The organism is Streptomyces sp. AB3(2024) (genome assembly GCF_041862025.1).
GTDB lineage: Bacteria > Actinomycetota > Actinomycetes > Streptomycetales > Streptomycetaceae > Streptomyces.
In genome coordinates this window covers 54,019-70,379 of record NZ_JBGWAB010000012.1, presented here as the reverse complement: position 1 = coordinate 70,379, position 16,361 = coordinate 54,019, and the positions used below count along the sequence as shown (strand labels likewise).

Sequence of the window (16,361 nt, the reverse complement as noted above, 5' to 3'; positions counted from 1 at the left end):
CCAGGCGCGGCCATCACGTCTCTCGGTGTTCGTCGGACCTGTGGGGAACGACGCCGAGATGGGGGAGATGGCGGCCGAACCAGTCCAGCGCGGCGTCGGCCACGGCGTCCAGCGCGCCGGGTTCCTCGAAGAGGTGGGTCGCACCGGGAACCACCCCCATCTGGTGCTCGCAGCGCAGGCGCGCCGCGGCCTGGCGGTTGAGCTCCAGTACCTGATCGTCGGCTCCGCCGACGATCAGCAGGGTCGGAGCACGTACGGCCGCGAGCCGGGAGACCGCCAGGTCGGGGCGTCCGCCCCGCGAGACGATCGCGGCGATGTCCGATCGCGGTTCGGCGGCGGCCATGAGCGCGGCCGCGGCGCCCGTGCTGGCGCCGAAGTAGCAGATGCGCAGGGCAAGCCGCGCCCGGATCCATCCCGTGGCCTGAGTCAGGCGCAGGGCGAGGAGCGGTACGTCGAAGACCTTCGCCCGGTCACGTGCCTCGGCCGGGGTGAGGAGATCGAAGAGCAGCGTCGCCAGCCCCGCACGGTTCAGGATCTCGGCCACGTGGCGGTTTCGGGGACTGAGGCGACTGCTGCCGCTGCCGTGCGCGAAGACGACGACAGCCTCGGCGTCCTCGGGCACGGTCAACAGACCGGGCAACGCCGTGCCTCCCGCGTCCACCACCACATCACCGGTCTGTGGCGGGACCCGACCTGAAGCCTGTGCCGGTGCTGCCGGGCGTGCCCGCATCGCCTCGGCCAACAGCGCGGCGACCTCCTCGTCTCCCACCTGCGAGAAGTCCTCGTACCACTGGCCGACCGCGGAGAAGAGACGGGGCACCGACAGGCACACCACCTCGTCCGCCTCGCGCCGAAGCCGTTCCACTGCCTGGGGAGCCGCCACGGGCACGGCCAGGATCACCTGCTCAGCCCCGTGCTCGCGCGCAACCTCGCACGCCACGGACGCGGTCGATCCGGTGGCGATGCCGTCGTCCACGACGACCACCGTCCGTCCGGTGAGCGCGATCTGCTCCCGGCCTTGCCGGTAGCGCGTCAGACGCCGCTGAAGTTCGGCCCGTTCGGCTCCCTCCACCCTTGCGCAGTCCCGTTCCCCGAGGCCGGCGGCACGGACCGTCGCCCCGTTGATCAGCCGTACGCCGCCCTCGCCGATGGCGCCGAAGGCCACCTCGGGCTGGAAGGGCACCCCGAGTTTGCGGACCACGATCACGTCCAGCGGCGCGCCCAGGACGCGTGCGACCTCCGCGGCCACGGGTACTCCGCCGCGGGGGAGCCCGAGTACCACCGGCTCGACCAGCCCGAGCCGGGCCAGCTCACCGGCCAGTTGTCTGCCGGCAGCCGTTCGATTGGAGAAGAACATACCGCGCCTCCTTTCACGGCCCCGATCCGTCGGCAAGCGTCCGCAGGGACACCGGCCGGAGGGCCGGGTCGGAACCAGACGGCTTCGGTGGCGGGCCAGGTCGCGGTGGTGCGGGGTTCGACGAGCTGTGAGCCCCGACAACCTGCGCATCAGGTGCCGGCGGGCACGCAACAGAACCCCTGACTTCAGGGTCGTACCGGTGCACGAAGTCCGCATCCGGATGGTGCCCGCGTCGAGCGGTCGGCGGGCATTCTGCAGGGCATCGCGGGCGGAGCGGCGCGCTCTGGAATCGGGGCTCCCGGGAGCCGGGGACGGCGAGCAGGGTCCAGGGCGAGGTGTACGGGGATCTGTGCCTCGCCGAGCGCCGCGACCGCGGCCGTGCCCGCACCGACTCCGTGGCCGTCATGGACTCCGCAGTGGCGGCCGGTGAGCAGGTGTCGCCGTCGGCGTTCAGACTGAGCCATGCTGGAGGTCCGACAACAAGGCCCCGCAACACGGTGAGGGGAGTCCGCCATGGCATCGGCGACGCACCCGCAGACGCATCCCCCAGCGGCCCCGGCGAACACGGCCGTCATGGCCTGGACCGTCGGGGAGGTCATGCGGACGGAGGTGGTGGCCGTCGCCGCCGACGAGACCGTGCTCATGGCCTGGGAGCTGCTGGAGAGGACCGGTGCCGCGTACCTTCCCGTCCTGCTGCCGGACGGCCGCTGCTCCGGACTCCTCGACCGCTGCGAAGTCGCGGTCGCGTGCTCCGCGCCCGCGGTCGTGCTCTCGGCGCAGGACGTCGGCGCCCTGCTTTCCGGGCGTCGGCGGCCGGCCGTCAGGCCCGAGGAAAGCGTGCGCAAGGCAGCGGTCGCCATGACGGACAACCACTGCGAGGCACTTCCAGTGCTCGGCAGCGCCGGCAGGCTGGTCGGCCTGCTGACGGCCTCCGACATCGTGGCCGGCCTCGTGCGGTACCCGGCCTCCGTGTCCGGGAACGCCGAGGCGACTGCGATCGGTCCGTCCACGCTGACTCCGGGACTCGGGCCCCGCCGCGACGACCGGGCGAACCCTGTCCCATGAGCGGCGCCACAGGATGAGGGCAGGGCGACCAGGATGAACGACCGGGCGGGCACGCAGAGGACACGTCCGAAGCAGCGGCAGGAACCGGGTGACGCCGACGGACCGAGCGGTCCGCTGCCGGTGACTGCGGCCGAGGCCACCGGGCCGGTCCTCCGGGCGGTTCTCACAGCCAGTTGTCGAGCGTTCCGAGCCTGGGACCAATGGGGACAGGAGCGGGACCAGTCGGCCCCTGTGGGGAGACGGGCCGGTGTCTAGCCTGGTGAGTGGGCTGCGAGGCGAGCACGGGACTCGGCTTCGCCGGTGTCGACGGCGGCGAGGCCTTGCCGGATCACGATCTGCGGGGGCGCGACGCTGGAGGAACCGTGAAGCCGACATTCGTACTGGGCCGGATCGCGGGAGTCCGGGTCGGTGTGCACTGGAGCATCCTGGTCATCTTCACGCTCATCGCACTCGGGCTGGCCGAGGGACGGTTGCCCGATGCGCACCCGGGGCGCGCCTGGTGGGTGTACTGGCTGGTGGGGCTGCTGACCGCCGCGGTCTTCTTCGCGTCTCTGCTCGCCCACGAACTGGCCCACGCCGTGGTGGCCAGGCGCAACAAGGTGGCAGTGGACGACATCGTACTGTGGCTTCTGGGCGGCGTGGCCAGGCTCAGGTCGGAGGCGTCCACGCCCGCAGCCGAACTGCGGATCGCCGGCGTCGGACCCCTCGTGAGCCTGGCTCTGGGGGTGGGCTTCGCGCTGGCCGGGTGGCTGGTCGGCACGGCTGCCGGGCCCGGGCTGGCGAGCGAGGCGCTGTTGTGGCTCGCGGTGATCAATCTCCTGCTGGCTCTGTTCAACTCTGTCCCGGCCGCTCCACTGGACGGAGGCCGACTGCTGCGCGCTTTCCTGTGGTGGAAGACGGGAGACCGGGCACGGGCCACGGCCGGTGCGGCAGCGGCGGGGCGCGGGTTCGGCTGGTTCCTCCTCCTGATCGGCCTGCTGTTGTTCGCGCGCGGTGACGTGGTCGGCGGGCTGTGGCTGGTCATGATCGCCTGGTTCCTGATCGCCGCCGCGACCGCGGAGGGGCAGCAGGCGCAGTTGCGGATGGTGCTGGCGGGTGTACCGGTGCGGTTCGCCATGACGCCCTCCCCGGTCACCGTTCCCGCCGGGTTGACCATTGCGGAGCTCCTGGCCGATCCCCGCTACCGCTATCGCCACTCGGCTTTCCCCGTCATCGGTGATGACGGACGCTCCCTGGTGGGGCTGCTGACGCTTGCCACGGCAGGGCGGGTGGCCGAGGGGCAACGCGACGTGACGAGGGTTCGGGAGGTGATGGTCCCGCGGTCCGGCGTCACCGTCGTCGGCCCGGACGACCAGTTGGCCGAGGTACTGCCGCAGATGCTGGCGGGAGGCGGGCAGCGTGCCCTCGTCGTCGACGAGAGCGGCAGCCTGGTCGGCATCGTCGCGTCCTCGGACATCAGCCGCACCGTGGCCTGGCTGATGACCGCTCCCGCCAAGCGGCGCCCACACAGCGGCGGTGCCTAAAGATGTGCCCTGAGCAGCAGCGGGTTCCCCACGGAGCGGCGCTTGGCTTCCCGGATCCGCTTCGTCGGGACCGCATGGCCCCGCGGCGGCGCAGGAGAGTGTGCCGTCATGGTCACCCCTGGGGTCACGGTGCTTCCCGAGGCGGTGTGCCGTGGTGCTGTGGGACGACTGCGACGGGGCAGAGGGCATGATGCAGGGCTCGGTGGGCGATCCTGCCCAGTTCCATGCCGATCGGGCCGCCTGACCGCCGTGCGCCGACGATCAAGAGGTCTGCTGCGGCCGACCGCTCGGTGAGCACCCTGCGTGCGGTGCCTTCGAGTGTGGTGCGGCGGAGCCGTACCTGTGGATGTTCCCGGGCCGCGGTTTCCACGGCTTTGTCGAGGAGCGTTCTCGCCCGCTCCTCGTGGTCGCGGGGGGCGTCGTCGGGCAGGACCATGTGGTCGACCGGTTCGTGTGGTGAGCGTCGCCAGGCGCAGACGACGTCGAGTTCCGCGTCCCGTGCGGCGGCCTCGCGGAAGGCGAACCGTACGGCTGGAGAGTCCACGTCGTAGGGGCCTGTGCCGAGCAGTACGCGCCCGTGGCGTGCTTCCAGGGCGTGTCGGTCCCCGCGCACGACGATGACCGGGCCGGAGGACCTGGCGGCCACGACGAGGGCCACGGAGCCGAGCAGAAGGTCGGCGAGTTCCCCGCGTCCGCGCGAGCCGAGGACGACGGCGTCTGCCGTGCGTCCCTCGCGCAGCAGAGCGCTCGCGGCGTCCTCGGCCGTGATGTCCGTCGTGACCTGCAGGCCGGGTGTGCGGCGCCGGACGCGCGCGGCGCCGACCGCCACGATGTTCTCGGCGAGGACCTGTTCGGAGGGACGGTCCAGGCTCCAGGCTGGTACGGCTCCCTCGTACCGCTCCCAGAACGAGGCGTACACGATGCGCAGGGGGAGCGCGAGTCGTACTGCCTCGTCCGCGGCCCAGTCCGTCGCGGTGAGACTGGAATCGGAACCGTCGACGCCCACGACAAGGGGAGCCAGGGTCTTCATCATCCCCACCGCCTCTCGAGACTCGGATCGACTCACCGGCACGTTCGCACCAGCCCGAGACGGCCGCCCGGGCCCCGCCCTCAACTGGTAGGGGAAGCCACGGCCGAGTGGAAGCACTCAGTTCCATTCTCGCCCCGCAGCGGCGAGGCGCCGCCCGGGCAACTCCCCTCACCCCTTCGGACGCCTTCGTAGAGTGACTGCCCCATGACGCGAGGCGATGGTGAGGGCGAGCCAGCTCACCCAGCCGATCGGCTGCAGCACCCAGTAACTCGCGATCCGGTACAGGAGCGTGAGCGCGATGGCCTGATCCGCGGGGAGCCCGTAGAGGACCAGGAGCGCGGCGAGGCTGGTCTCGATGACTCCGAGGCTGCCGGGTGTGAGCCGCAGGGCCCCCGTCATCTGGGTGAGGGTGTAGGCGATCAGTGTCCCGGGCCAGGGCAGCGTGATCCCCAGCCCCCATGAGCAGGCGATGAGGCAGGCCACGTCCAGAATCCAGTTCGAGACGGCCAGGGCGAACGGCGCCAGCCATGGGCGGATACCGGGCCTGCTCACCCGAACGTGTCGGACGAGGTGGGACAGCCCCTCCTCGATGTCCCACATGCGGGGGGTGCGGACTCCGATCCTTCGCCACAGGCGCCATGCGCGGCGCCGTGAGGAAGGAAACCGTGACAGGGCCACCACCGCGGTGGCGGCGAGCACGAGGGCCACCGTCAGCCAGAGCACGGCGGAGCGCAGACCGGCGCCGGGCCCCGATGCGCTGCCGGCAAGGACACCGACCAGCAGCAAGAAGAACAGGGCGAGAGCGGACAACAGGCCGGAGACCGCGAGGACGGACCCTGCGAGCACCAGCGATACGTGTCGGCGCCGCAACTGCCCGAACAGCCACGCAGCGGCGAACGCCGCACCACCGGGGAGTGCTCCAGCCACCGCGTTGGCTGCGGCGACCATGGCGCCCATCAGGGCGAATCCCAGACGGGCGCCACCCAGTTTCAGCAGCCACCATTGCATCGCCGCCGTACACGTCAGGGACAGCACCTCAAGCAGGGCGCCCAGTACCAGCCACGCCGGTGGCACCGCCCCCATCAGGTGGAGGGCCGAGGCGATGTCGTGGCGCCGGTTCACAGCGGCGGCCGCGGCAGCCGTCACGAATACGGCCGACAGCAGCCACCACAACGGGTGACGGGCCGATGCGGGCAGCGGCCGGAGAACCGGTTGCCCGGTACCGTCCGATTCGCCAGTTCCATGCGCCATACAGGCCACGTTACGGACGGGCTCGCCGTCGGCGCGGCATACCGTCCGCCGCGCACCGGCCCGGCTCTGCGGATCAGGACGATTGCGGTGATGATCTCCGGCAGCGGGCGCGGCCCCGCAGGGTCAGCGCCCTCTCAAGGCACGACCGGTTCCGCCCGGGGCGGTCGTCGAATCCCCAAACACTCGGGCGCCGATGGTCCTGGCACTCTGTACCCGGCGTGTCTCTCCACTGCCGCAGCCCCGGCCTCTCCTCGCGGGCGGCTTCGGCGATCGTGGCGTCCGGGTGCACGGTGACGGTTGGGCTGGATATGAGCTCCTCGGCGAGCTCCGCTCCGGCTTGGGGGCCTCCGCCAGTTGCTCCGGAGATCTCGGGTTGTCCCGCCGGAACTCCGCCTTGGGTAGAAGATCGGCCTCGGAGACGACGCCCACGACGTCTCCTTCGCCCTCCAGCACCGGCTGGGCGCTGACCTTCCACTGATCCATCAGCTCGACTATGTCCTTGTACGAGGCCTCGCGGCCCACGGCGATGGCCGTATGCGAAATCACGTCGCTGATGGCCCAACGGGTTGCGTGCAGTACCGGCTCCTTGGATCCCGCTCTCGGTCCGTGGCGGCTCACAGCGTGCTGCCACTCCCGTGGGGGGCGTACAGGTCGAGCAGGCGAATCCGTGCGGAGAGAAGCCGGTGGGCGAGTACCTGACCCACCCAGTGGCCGATCGCGGACCCGAACGCCGGGTCTGCGTCCATCATCATCCGCACGGCCGCGGCGTCGAACTCGTGGGTACGTACAGGTGTCATCGCCTCGGCGCCGAAGTGCCATGTGTAGGGGCGGAACAGCCAGGACCAGCCGACCAGCTCACCGGGACCGAGGCTCTCGATCACCGCAGGTTTCGTGCCGGGCACCTTGACGTCGAGAGTGACGGTGCCGGTCCGCACGATCCAGAACCGGTCTGCAGGGCCTCCTTCGCTGAAGATCCGTGCTCCCTCCACGAAGTTCACCTCGTGGGCCACGCTCATCAGCCGTGTACGGTGCTCCGCCGAGAGGGCGGCAGTGATCCGGATGGGAGAAGGGGTGCTCATGGCGGCCTCCGTTCGAGTCCGTTTCCAGTCTTGCTCAGAGGTCCCTCGCCGGGCATGGGCCGACCGGCCCCACAGGTGGCCCAATCAGACCCGCACGAAGTGCAGCCTTCTCCGAATGCGGCGCGCAGGGGCTCGCAGAGACCCGGCAGGTCCAGGTGGAAGCGGCCGGGACCGGATACCGTCCACCGGTACGCGCACGCAGGGGATTGGATGGCAACGGGAGCTGTGGTCACCCGGCGCTGGCCGAGCGGCCCTGGTGAGGGTGTCGTCAGGCGCGGCGTGCCGACGTCCGGCAGGCTGTTCTCTGCCATGCTTGCGCGGTTGCGAAAGCTGCCGCGGCTGCGGTCCTCGGGATGCCGCGGCCGACGCGGCCGACGGTTCGGCCGGCCGCAGGAGCGGGAGCTCGACATGAGTGAAAGAGCGCTGGAGCAGACGGAGCAGGCTGTCCGCCGTGTGGCGCACGTGCTTCGGCTGGCTCACGCCGCCGTAGGCCGGGCGACAGGCTTGCTGGCGACGCCCGAGGCCGGGCTGGAGCAGGGGATGATCACCCTGAGCGGAGCGCTGGGCGAGCTCCGGCAGGAGACGGACGAGCTGGTCGCGGCAGATACTTCCATCGGAACGATCGAGGAGGCAGACCTCCGATCCCTGGTGACGGACATGTACGTCGGCCAGGACGCGGGGCGCATCGATCTGCTGATCCGTCAGGTCGGTGACATCGCGTGGGCGCGCCGGTCGAGGCAGCCTCTTCCCGACGAAGTGCGGTTCCGCGTACGTGACATGGGTGATGACTGCCTTGCATTGGTCGGACGGGCGGCTGATGTCGTTGAGCTGTCCGCGCCTCATGCGGTCATGGACAGGCAGGTGGAGGACATCGACCGTCGCCAGCAGGAGCTCTGTCGCGTCCTGCTGTCCAGCAGGGACTTGCTCACCACCCGTGACGCCGTCGACGCGGCGGTCCTCGGCCGCTGCTACCAGGAGTGCGCCCAGAGATCCGTTGCCGTGGCCCGTCACATCGCCCTGCTACAGGAGACAGCACCAGGGCGGTGAGCAGGCCGGCCGGCGGGTCAGGGCAGGCCGGCCACAGCGGTCTGCTCCACGATCAATTGCCACACGCCCTTGTGCAGGACCACGTTGCCGTGGGTGACCAGCATTGCCGCCTGGACGGGGTCGGCCGGGTCGATCAGCACTTCACCGTCACATACGAGGTGCCCGAGTAGTGCCGTGACGTTGTGCGAGTATGCCGCGGAAGCCGCTTGGGGGATGCGCTCCGGGAGTCGGCCGGCGCCGATCAGGGTGACGCCGGGGCCCACGGTCGTCGTGGACTCCGGCAGAACGCCTTCGACGTTTCCGCCGTCCGGTCCGACGGCGGTATCGATGATCACGGAGCCTGGCCGCATGCCCGCCATGGCCGGTGCCGTCACCAGCACCGGTGGCCGTAGGCCCCGGCGTGGGCGGACCGTGGTGATGACGATGTCGGCACCGGCCACCAGACCGGACGATGTCGGACCGTACGGCGGAACAAGATCGCTGACGGCTACGGTCGCCCCCAGGAGACGGAGGATGTCTGCAGCCTGCCGGGCAGCGGCATCGGAGCCGAGGACCAATGCCCGAACCGCCCGGGGAGCGGCGGGAACAATCGTGCCCGACAGGGGATGCCCGAACCGGTCGGCTGCCAGCAGCGCCGCCTTGTAGCCGGCGAGCCGGTCCTGGGAGGCGACGGCGTCCATGGGCCGGGCCAGTACCGAGGTGTCGGGAGCCAGGTCCAGCCCGATGGCGGTCACGCCCTCGTCCGCCCACCGCCGCACGTCGAACGGAATGCGCAGGGGATCCAGGAGCGCGATCAGAACCTGTCCGTGGCGAAACCGGTGCCCCGCCGGGAAGGCGGGCGGTCGTACGCCCACGAGGATGTCCGCGCGATGGAGCAGTTCGTCGCGCGTCGCGACCCGCGCACCCGACTGCCGGTAAAGGGGGTCGGGCAGCCAGGAGGCTGCTCCGGCCCCCGATTCCACCAGCACTTCCAGCCCGAGCGCCTGCACCGCGCCCACGGCGTCCGGCACCAGGGCAACGCGACGCTCCCCGGGCGCGGTCTCCCCGCACACGCCGACGATCATGGGAGCCGTCACTGCTGCACCACCCTCCGAACGCGTTCCCCGTTCAGTATGGATCTCGCTCAGGGCGAGTCGCATGGTCACTGAGCGCGCCGCACGGGTAATGCTGGGTACATGGCCCCCAGTGTCGGTCTCGGATGGCAGTTCTGGGTCGACCGAGGAGGTACGTTCACCGACATCGTGGCCCGCTCCCCGGACGGCGAACTGCTGACCCGCAAGATCCTTTCGGAGAATCCGGCCCGCTATCGCGACGCGGCCGTCGCGGGAATCCGCGCGCTGCTCGGCCTTTCCGAGCAGGAAGGGATTCCCGTCGGCGCGATCGATGCGGTGCGGATGGGTACCACGGTGGCGACCAATGCCCTGCTGGAGCGTGCTGGTGAGCCGACCGCACTGGTGATCACCCGCGGCTTCCGGGACGCCCTGCGCATCGGCTACCAGAACCGCCCCCGGATCTTCGAGCGGGAGATCGTCCTCCCCGAAGCCCTGTACGAACGGGTGGTCGAGGTCTCCGAACGCGTCACCGCCGACGGCACGGTGCTGACCCCGCCCGATCTGGAGGCCCTTGCAGCCGAGTTGAGGAGCACGTACGCCGACGGGATTCGCGCCGTGGCGGTCGTCTGCATGCACAGCAGCCTCCACCCCGCACACGAGCAGGCGATCGGTGCCCTGGCCGAGCGAATCGGCTTTCCACAGATCTCGTTGTCCAGCGAGGTCAGTCCGCTGATGAAGCTGGTCCCGCGTGCGGACACCGCTGTGGTCGACGCCTACCTCTCTCCCGTCCTGCGCCGCTACGTACACCGGGTGGCCGATGAACTGCGCGGCGTTCGGCTGATGTTCATGCAGTCCAACGGCGGTTTGGCCGAGGCGGGACACTTCCGCGGCAAGGACGCGATCCTGTCCGGTCCGGCCGGCGGCATCGTCGGTATGGCACGCATGTCGCAGCTGGCGGGCTTTGAGAAGGTCATCGGTTTCGACATGGGAGGCACTTCCACCGACGTGTCCCATTTCGCCGGCGGGTACGAACGGGTGTCGACCTCCCAGGTGGCGGGAGTCCGGATCCAGGCGCCGATGCTGGACATCCACACCGTCGCGGCCGGCGGCGGGTCCGTCCTGCACTTCGACGGCATCCGCTACCGGGTGGGACCAGACTCGGCCGGAGCGGCCCCCGGCCCCGCCTGCTATCGCGCGGGGGGCCCGCTGACCCTCACCGACGCGAACGTGATGCTCGGTCGCGTGCAGCCGGCCCACTTCCCGCGCGTCTTCGGGCCCGACGGCGACCAGCCCCTGGACCACGAGGTCGTACGACGGCTCTTTACCGAACTCGCCGGGAAGATTCAGGCGCATACCGGCGACCGGCGTTCGCCGGAGCAGGTGGCCGAAGGCTATCTGCAGGTGGCGGTGGCCAACATGGCGACCGCCGTCAAACGGATCTCCGTGCAGCGTGGCCACGACGTCACCGAGTACGCGCTGACCTCCTTCGGCGGAGCAGGCGGCCAGCACGCGTGCGCCGTCGCGGACTCCCTCGGCATCCGCACTGTCCTCGTACCGCCCATGGCCGGAGTACTCTCCGCGCTCGGCATCGGACTCGCCGACACCACTACCCTGCGCGAGCAGTCGGTGGAACTTCCCCTCGAAGAGCCGAGCATGGCGCGGATCCTCGCTGTGGCGCGCGAACTGGAAGACGCCGCCCGCGCCGTGCTCCACGACGAGGACGTCCCCGCCGACCGAATCCAGGTGTCGCGGCAGGCACGGTTGCGGTACGACGGCACCGACACGACCGTCACGGTGGCACTGGCCGACCCCACCGCCATGACAGCGGAATTCGAGCAGAACCACCGGGCGACGTACTCGTTTCTCCTGGACCGCCCCGTCATCGTCGACGCACTCTCGGTGGAGGCGACGGGACTGACCCGGCAGCCCGATCTAGGCCGCCTTACCCCGACCGGAACGGCTGACGACGGCGCGCAGGAAGCGGACTCCGTACCGCTCCATACTGGCGGAACCTGGCGCGATGTCCCCCTGCGGCGACGGGAGTGTCTGGGACCGGGCGCCGTCGTGGCCGGTCCGGCCGTCATCGCCGAGGCCGACGCCACCACCGTTGTCGACCCCGGCTGGCAGGCGACCGCGACCACCACAGGTCATCTGCGTCTCGAACGAGTGGTCGGTCTTGCCGAGACCGGGGTCGAGACCAGGGTGGACCCCGTCATGCTGGAGATCTTCAACAGCCTCTTCGTGTCGATCGCCGAGCAGATGGGCGGCCGTCTGGAGGCAACGGCTCAGTCAGTCAACATCAAGGAACGACGGGACTTCTCCTGCGCGCTCTTCGACCCGGATGGCAATCTCGTTGCCAACGCCCCGCACATCCCGGTGCACCTGGGCTCGATGGGCACCGCCGTCAGCGAAGTGATCCGCCGCCGCCACGGTGCGATGCGGCCCGGCGACGCCTACGCGGTCAACGACCCGTACCACGGCGGCACTCACCTGCCCGACATCACCGTGGTCACTCCGGTCTTCGACGAGCGGGGCGGGAGGGACAGGGCCCCTGGCACGGAGATCCTCTTCTTCGTCGCCTCACGTGGTCACCACGCGGAGATCGGCGGCCTGACACCGGGATCCATGCCGTCGAACAGCCACGAGATCGACGAGGAAGGAGTCCTCTTCGACAACTGGCTGCTCGTCGAGAACGGCAGGCTCCGGGAGGACGAGACGCTGCGACTGCTGACGGAGGCGCCCTACCCGTCGCGAGACCCGGCAACCAACCTCGCCGACCTGCGGGCCCAGATCGCCGCCAACCGCAAGGGCGTCGAGGAGGTCGGCAAGATGATCGACCACTTCGGCCTCGACGTGGTGCGCGCCTATATGCGCCACGTCCAGGACCACGCCGAGGAGGCCGTCCGCCGCGCGCTCGTCTCCCTCGCCGACGGCGCGTACCGCTACGAGATGGATTCCGGCGCAGTCATCTCCGTACGCATCACCGTGGATCGCGAGCAGCGGTCGGCAACGATCGACTTCACCGGTACATCGCCACAGCTGGAGACGAACTTCAACGCGCCGACAGCCGTGGTGAACGCGGCAGTCCTGTACGTCTTCAGGACGCTGCTGGCCGAGGACATCCCGCTCAACGACGGCTGCCTCAGGCCACTGCGCATCATCGTCCCAGCCGGATCAATGCTCGCGCCGGTCTACCCCGTGGCCATCGTCGCAGGGAACGTCGAGACCTCGCAGGCGATCACCGGGGCCCTCTACGCCGCGCTGGGCGCCCAGGCAGAGGGCAGCGGCACGATGAACAACCTCACCTTCGGCAACGAACGCCACCAGTATTACGAAACCATCGCTTCCGGCTCCGGCGCAGGACCGGGGTTTTGCGGGGCGTCAGCGGTGCAGACCCACATGACCAACTCCAGGCTCACCGACCCCGAGGTTCTCGAGTGGCGCCTTCCGGTGCTGCTGGAGGAGTTCTCCGTACGCAGCGGCAGCGGCGGCGAGGGTCGTTGGCGGGGCGGTGACGGCACCGTACGCAAGATCCGCTTCCGCGAACCGATGACGGTCAGTACCCTCTCCGGCCACCGCAGAGTCCCGCCTTACGGCATGGCCGGCGGAGCCCCCGGCGGGCTGGGCGTCAACCACGTGGAGCGGGTCGACGGAACCTCCGTCCCGATGGCAGGCTGCGACTCCGTCGAGGTCCGGACCGGCGATGTGCTCGTGGTGGAGACCCCAGGAGGAGGCGGGTACGGCGAGCCGGGCCGAGAGGGAGAGCGATGATCTGGATGTCATCTGGATGTCAGGGGGCGCGGGCGGGCCCTCATGCGGCGATCAGCCGATCGGTCACCTCCGCTACCCCGTCGATCTTGCGGATTTCGGCAAGGATCCTGCCCACGTCGGTTCCGCCAACAGAACCGGTGAGCGTACTGCCCCGCGTGTGCCGAGACCTGGACGGTGTCCGCGGCTTCCGGCGCCGTGGAGCGGACCACGGCCTCGATCTCGGTGCGCAACCCGGCGTCACCGACCAGGGCATCGAGCAGGGCGTGCCGGAGGACCGTTCCCACCAGGTGTCCCTCGTGGTCGACGACAGGGAGGCGCTTGAGGCGGGACAGGCATGCCGGCCAGGCCGCCTCGGCCGCGGTCGTGCCAGGCCGGACGGTATGGCCGGAGAGGTCATGAGCCGTTCCGCCGTCTCCTTGCGTGCTTCGTGACCCAGAGGTACTTCGCGGTACCGGGCCAGGGCCCCGGGCAGGGGGCCGGTACCCTCCACGGCGGCCCTCACGAGGAGGTCGGCTTCCGAGACCACGCCGATCACCTCGTCCTGAGGGTCCAGGACGGGCAGCGACCCGGCGTGTTCACGGGACAGCGCCCGGGCCACTTCGGTGAGGGGCGTGTCGCCGCGCACCGATGGGGCTGCGGCGTTCATGATGTCGCGCACCAACAGAACCTCGGCCGGGATTTCGGGCTGGGACGCCGGGGGCTCGTTGGCGTCGCTCTTGGAAACCGTCGGCACTGGCTGTGCCTGCCGCCCTCCGCGCGGCCACATCGGCCACGGCACCCACATAACGCAGCAGCGAGTCCTGCTTCTGTGACTCGTCGGGCCGCAACGCGTACGCCGGCGCGCCCCGGCTGGCCTCGCTGGTGGCAGAGAAAACTTCTCTTGTTCTTTCATCCTCTGCTCCTGGCTTCGCGTGTCGGGGTGGTTCATGACCAGCACCGGGCGTTGGTCTCGACCACCCTGTGGCGGCGGGGGATACCGGTGGGGTCGGATGGAATGGAGAGTGCCGGGAAGCCCAGCCCCGCGTTTCCCACGATCCGGCGCCCGCCGAACGGACGGCCAGTGCCGGACGGTCCCTTTCCAGAGCCGCGCGTCCCATGCTCGGCCTCAGGACCCCGGAGCGTGGTGAGGCTGCCTCCATAACGGCCGAGGGAACTCCCCAACGGGGAGGGATGACAAACCCGGGATGCAAGCATCTGACCACCGACGCAACGGATCACCGATGGCCGTAACGGGCGCGGGCACCTTGGTGGGAGGCCGGGCCCCGCACATCACTCGGTGCGGTGCCGTGCGCCGTTTGCCCCGTGGCACAGGACGTCATCCCGCGAGTGGGGCAGGCTGTGCCTGGAGACCCCCGGAGAAGGAAGCGGGTCCGTATGAAGCCGCTCGCCGGCACGGCGGTCATCGGGATCGGCAACGAGTTCCGGCGCGATGACGGGGTGGGGTGGGCCGCCATCGCTTTGCTGCGCGCGCGGAAAGCGCAGCGACCTCTCCCGTCCGGCACTGAGCTCGCACAGTGCGACGGAGACCCCGGCCGGCTGATCAGCCTCTGGGAAGGCAAGGCCCTCACCTTCGTCGTCGACGCCTGCTTCCCACCTGCGGCGCAGCCTGGGCGGACCCACCGGTGGTGTGTGGCTCCCGGCGAGATGCCGCACCCGGCTGCCGCAGGCAGGCAGAGCACCCACGGGCTGGGGCTCGCCGAGGCTCTGTGCCTCGCCGACAGTCTCGGGCGCGGCCCCGGCCTCCTCATCGTGTACGCGGTCGAGGGAGCGGACCGCTCGCTGGGCACGGGGCTCACCCCGGCGGTGGCGGCCGCCCTGCCGCATCTGGTCCGGCACATCGAGGAAGACGTCCGCAAACACGGCGAGCGGACTCGCCGGACCAGGTTCGAACCCGGGAGCCCGCAGGTCTGACATGCTGCCGGATCTAGGCACGTGGAGACCGAGAGGTGGACCATGACCGACGCTTCGGATGCCGGAGCCGTCCTCGACCACCAGACCGAGGCGGTTCTCGACCGCGACGGTCTGGCCGCGCTCGTGCGGGTCCTGAAGGCGCGCGGACGCACGGTGATCGGCCCGACCGTGCGCGACGGCGCGATCGTCCTCGCCGAGCTCGACTCCGCCGATGCGCTTCCCTACGGGTGGGGGGTCGAGCTGGAGGCGGGGCAGTACCGGCTCCGCCGCCGCGAGGACGGGGCCGTGTTCGCGCACAGCGCGGGGCCCCAGTCGTGGAAGTCGTTCCTGCATCCGGAGCGAGTCCGCCAGTGGTCCGCGGACCGCGGCCCGGACGGTGCGCCGGTGGTCCGCGAGGAGAAGCAGGAGAGCCTTTCGTACGCGTTCCTCGGCGTGCGGCCCTGCGATCTGCGTGCCATTCAGATCCTGGACCGGGTGATGAGCGGGGGCAGGTACCGGGATCCCGCCTACCTGTCCCGGCGGACGGGTGCTTTCCTGATCGCGGCCGAGTGCACCGAGCCGGGTGCCACCTGCTTCTGCGTTTCGATGGGGAGCGGGCCGGCCGTCGACGCCGGGTACGACCTCGCCCTCACCGAGGTCGTGGACGATGCCGGCCACCGGTTCCTGTGCCGGAGCGGGAGTGAGGAGGGAGCCGCGGTCCTCGCGGAACTGCCGGGGCGGAGCGCCGATGGCTCCACCCGAGCGGCCGCAGCCCAGGCCGTGAGCGCCGCCGCCGAACGCATGGGCCGCTCGATGCCGCCGGTGGACCTGCGCACGCTGATGCGGGACAATCTGGAAGCGGAGCGCTGGGACGACGTCACCGCCCGGTGCCTCAGCTGCGGCAACTGCACCATGGTCTGCCCCACCTGCTTCTGTACCACCACGGAGGACGTCACCGACCTGACCGGCGATCATGCCGAGCGCTGGCGCCTCTGGGACTCCTGTTACGACCTGGACTTCTCGCTCCTCCACGGCGGCCCGGTCCGGTCCACCCCGCGCAGCCGCTACCGCCAGTGGCTCACTCACAAGCTGGGTACCTGGCACGACCAGTTCGACAGCTCCGGCTGTGTCGGATGCGGCCGGTGCATCGTCTGGTGTCCCACGGGCATCGACCTCACCGAGGAAGCCCACGCCCTGCACCAGGAAGCCACGCAGCGGGAGAGCACGCCGTGACCTCGCATCCGGTTGGGTCTCCGGGCGAGGGGGTGTTCACCGCTCTGACTGCGGAGCACCGCG

The 16,361-nt window shown here is 70.4% G+C and carries 11 protein-coding genes and 3 pseudogenes; 6 read left to right on the top strand and 8 right to left on the bottom strand.

What is annotated here, in order from left to right; translation table 11 throughout:
* Window positions 1-13: 13 nt before the first annotated feature.
* Window positions 14-1,357 (bottom strand): phosphoribosyltransferase family protein, encoded by a 1,344-nt coding sequence (locus ACEPPI_RS08065; protein WP_373914522.1) that lies wholly within the window; start codon window positions 1,355-1,357, stop codon window positions 14-16.
* Between the two features lie 513 nt (window positions 1,358-1,870).
* On the opposite strand from ACEPPI_RS08065, the gene ACEPPI_RS08060 reads away from it, so the two are divergent.
* Window positions 1,871-2,422 (top strand): HPP family protein, encoded by a 552-nt coding sequence (locus ACEPPI_RS08060; protein WP_373914521.1) that lies wholly within the window; start codon window positions 1,871-1,873, stop codon window positions 2,420-2,422.
* 362 nt (window positions 2,423-2,784) lie between these two features.
* Window positions 2,785-3,945: a site-2 protease family protein gene (locus ACEPPI_RS08055; protein ID WP_373914520.1), complete on the top strand. Its 1,161-nt coding sequence runs from the start codon at window positions 2,785-2,787 to the stop codon at window positions 3,943-3,945.
* Between the two features lie 124 nt (window positions 3,946-4,069).
* On the opposite strand, the gene ACEPPI_RS08050 is transcribed toward ACEPPI_RS08055, so the two are convergent.
* The 4 genes and pseudogenes from ACEPPI_RS08050 to ACEPPI_RS08035 form a co-directional block, all read right to left on the bottom strand.
* Window positions 4,070-4,978, bottom strand: coding sequence for a universal stress protein (locus tag ACEPPI_RS08050; protein ID WP_373914519.1), 909 nt, complete (start codon window positions 4,976-4,978; stop codon window positions 4,070-4,072).
* A gap of 165 nt (window positions 4,979-5,143) precedes the next feature.
* Window positions 5,144-6,121, bottom strand: a complete 978-nt coding sequence (locus ACEPPI_RS08045; RefSeq protein ID WP_373914518.1) for a YbhN family protein — start codon at window positions 6,119-6,121, stop codon at window positions 5,144-5,146.
* Window positions 6,122-6,479: 358 nt separating this feature from the next.
* A pseudogene (locus tag ACEPPI_RS08040) lies at window positions 6,480-6,802 on the bottom strand (CBS domain-containing protein); the annotation flags it as partial.
* 38 nt (window positions 6,803-6,840) lie between these two features.
* Window positions 6,841-7,305, bottom strand: coding sequence for a cyclic nucleotide-binding domain-containing protein (locus ACEPPI_RS08035; protein ID WP_373914517.1), 465 nt, complete (start codon window positions 7,303-7,305; stop codon window positions 6,841-6,843).
* Window positions 7,306-7,713: 408 nt separating this feature from the next.
* Here ACEPPI_RS08035 and ACEPPI_RS08030 point away from each other — a divergent pair, with 408 nt between their 5' ends.
* Window positions 7,714-8,352 (top strand): hypothetical protein, encoded by a 639-nt coding sequence (locus ACEPPI_RS08030; protein WP_373914515.1) that lies wholly within the window; start codon window positions 7,714-7,716, stop codon window positions 8,350-8,352.
* 17 nt (window positions 8,353-8,369) lie between these two features.
* Here ACEPPI_RS08030 and ACEPPI_RS08025 read toward each other — a convergent pair whose 3' ends face one another.
* Entirely contained in the window at window positions 8,370-9,416 is a 1,047-nt protein-coding gene (locus ACEPPI_RS08025; protein WP_373914514.1) for an NAD(P) transhydrogenase subunit alpha, read from the bottom strand.
* A 111-nt stretch (window positions 9,417-9,527) separates the two neighbouring features.
* On the opposite strand from ACEPPI_RS08025, the gene ACEPPI_RS08020 reads away from it, so the two are divergent.
* A complete protein-coding gene (locus ACEPPI_RS08020; RefSeq protein ID WP_373914513.1) occupies window positions 9,528-13,175 on the top strand; it encodes a hydantoinase B/oxoprolinase family protein in 3,648 nt (1,215 codons plus the stop codon).
* 8 nt (window positions 13,176-13,183) lie between these two features.
* On the opposite strand, the pseudogene ACEPPI_RS08015 reads toward ACEPPI_RS08020, so the two are convergent.
* Window positions 13,184-13,543 (bottom strand): annotated as a pseudogene (locus ACEPPI_RS08015) (hypothetical protein); the annotation flags it as partial.
* Between the two features lie 146 nt (window positions 13,544-13,689).
* Window positions 13,690-13,821: pseudogene (locus tag ACEPPI_RS08010) on the bottom strand (CBS domain-containing protein); the annotation flags it as partial.
* 728 nt (window positions 13,822-14,549) lie between these two features.
* On the opposite strand from ACEPPI_RS08010, the gene ACEPPI_RS08005 reads away from it, so the two are divergent.
* Together ACEPPI_RS08005 and ACEPPI_RS08000 are read left to right on the top strand one after the other, a co-directional pair.
* On the top strand, window positions 14,550-15,086 hold the full coding sequence (locus ACEPPI_RS08005) for a hydrogenase maturation protease (protein WP_373914512.1): 537 nt from the start codon (window positions 14,550-14,552) through the stop codon (window positions 15,084-15,086).
* 42 nt (window positions 15,087-15,128) lie between these two features.
* Complete coding sequence (locus ACEPPI_RS08000) at window positions 15,129-16,298, top strand: 4Fe-4S dicluster domain-containing protein (protein ID WP_373914511.1); 1,170 nt, start codon at window positions 15,129-15,131, stop codon at window positions 16,296-16,298.
* The last annotated feature ends 63 nt before the right edge of the window (window positions 16,299-16,361 follow it).

What these genes read in the sequence shown, in the direction of transcription:
- ACEPPI_RS08065 (WP_373914522.1), bottom strand. Translation starts at nt 1,357, where the DNA reads ATGTTCTTCTCCAATCGAACGGCTGCCGGCAGACAACTGGCCGGTGAG.
- ACEPPI_RS08060 (WP_373914521.1), top strand. Translation starts at nt 1,871, where the DNA reads ATGGCATCGGCGACGCACCCGCAGACGCATCCCCCAGCGGCCCCGGCG.
- ACEPPI_RS08050 (WP_373914519.1), bottom strand. Translation starts at nt 4,978, where the DNA reads ATGATGAAGACCCTGGCTCCCCTTGTCGTGGGCGTCGACGGTTCCGAT.
- ACEPPI_RS08035 (WP_373914517.1), bottom strand. Translation starts at nt 7,305, where the DNA reads ATGAGCACCCCTTCTCCCATCCGGATCACTGCCGCCCTCTCGGCGGAG.
- ACEPPI_RS08030 (WP_373914515.1), top strand. Translation starts at nt 7,714, where the DNA reads ATGAGTGAAAGAGCGCTGGAGCAGACGGAGCAGGCTGTCCGCCGTGTG.
- ACEPPI_RS08025 (WP_373914514.1), bottom strand. Translation starts at nt 9,416, where the DNA reads ATGATCGTCGGCGTGTGCGGGGAGACCGCGCCCGGGGAGCGTCGCGTT.
- ACEPPI_RS08020 (WP_373914513.1), top strand. Translation starts at nt 9,528, where the DNA reads ATGGCCCCCAGTGTCGGTCTCGGATGGCAGTTCTGGGTCGACCGAGGA.
- ACEPPI_RS08005 (WP_373914512.1), top strand. Translation starts at nt 14,550, where the DNA reads ATGAAGCCGCTCGCCGGCACGGCGGTCATCGGGATCGGCAACGAGTTC.
- ACEPPI_RS08000 (WP_373914511.1), top strand. Translation starts at nt 15,129, where the DNA reads ATGACCGACGCTTCGGATGCCGGAGCCGTCCTCGACCACCAGACCGAG.